Here is a 1,324-nt window from a genome sequence, read left to right as displayed (position 1 = left end):
TGAGGGCACTCCGGGGCGGGGAAGCCTCCGGCCGTGATCACCGAACAGGCGGAGACCTGGGACCGCGACCTCGACGACCTCTTCACCACCATCGGGCACCACTTCGGCCGCGTCGAACCCCGCCGCCGAATGCGGGACTACGTCCGCGCCCTGCTCGCCCCGGTAGCCCGCAAAAACAGCTGGCGGCTCGCCGAACACGCCGGCCACCCCACCCCCGACGGCCTGCAACACCTGCTCTCTCGCGCCCGCTGGAACCCCGACGACATCCGCGATGACCTGCAGACCTACATCGCCGAACAACTCGGCCGCCCCGACGGGGTACTGATCATCGATGACACCGGATTCCTGAAGAAGGGCACCACCTCCGCCGGAGTCCAAAGGCAGTACTCCGGCACCGCAGGCCGCACCGAGAACTGCCAGATCGGCGTCTTCGCCGCCTACGCCAGCACGGCCGGCCGCGCCCTGGTGGACCGGGAGCTCTACCTGCCCAAGTCCTGGACCGAGGACCGTGACCGCTGCCACGCCGCCAAGGTCCCCGACGAGCGGGAGTTCGCCACCAAGAACACTATCGCCGCGGCGATCGTCCACAGGGCACTGGCCTCACCGCTGCCGATCGCCTGGGTGACGGCGGACGCCGCCTACGGACAAGACAACCACTTCCGCCGCATGCTGGAAACGTCCGGCGTCGGCTACGTCCTCGCCGTCCCGAAATCCCAGTTCTCCCTCGCCGGCCCGCGCATCGACATGGCCTTCAAACAGGCCCCCGACCAGGCATGGGAACGCCGTTCCTGCGGCGCGGGCGCGAAAGGGCAGCGCGAATACGACTGGGCGGCCGTCCAGTTGCGCCCAGTAGCCGAATACGACCACCAGGACGGAGTGCTGATCCGGCGACGCTGGGCGCTGGCGCGACGCAGCCTCAGCCGGCCGGACGAGATCGCCTACTACCTCGGCTATGCGCCCCTGAATGTCACCGTGGAGGAACTGGTACGGGTGGCCGGGTTCCGGTGGGCGATCGAGGAGTGTTTCCAGGCAGCGAAGAACGAGTGCGGCCTGGACGAGTACGAGGTCCGCCGCTACGTCGGCTGGTACCGGCACATCACCCTGGCCATGCTCGCCCACGCCTTCCTCGCCGCGATGAGCGCGCAAGCAGCCGAAAAGGGGGATCCACCCGTGAGGATGCCGAGGTCATCGGGCTCACTGTGGCAGAAGTGCGGAGACTCCTGGCAACTCACACACCCCGAAACCGCCGTGCCCGCACCCATGCACTGAACTGGTCACTCTGGCGTCGTCGCCGCCAATTGGTGGCCCGCCGCTCCCACTACCG

General features: G+C 68.4%; 1 protein-coding gene. It reads left to right on the top strand.

The features are described 5' to 3' along the window. Positions 1–36 precede the first annotated feature (36 nt). The gene (locus tag C6N31_RS42175; protein ID WP_381588942.1) at positions 37–1,269 is read left to right on the top strand and encodes an IS701 family transposase; all 1,233 of its coding nucleotides are present in this window, start codon (positions 37–39) and stop codon (positions 1,267–1,269) included. The last annotated feature ends 55 nt before the right edge of the window (positions 1,270–1,324 follow it).

It is taken from the genome of Streptomyces fildesensis, from assembly GCF_016107395.1.
Taxonomy (GTDB): Bacteria; Actinomycetota; Actinomycetes; order Streptomycetales; family Streptomycetaceae; genus Actinacidiphila; species Actinacidiphila fildesensis.
This window is presented reverse-complemented; position numbering and strand designations above follow the sequence as displayed.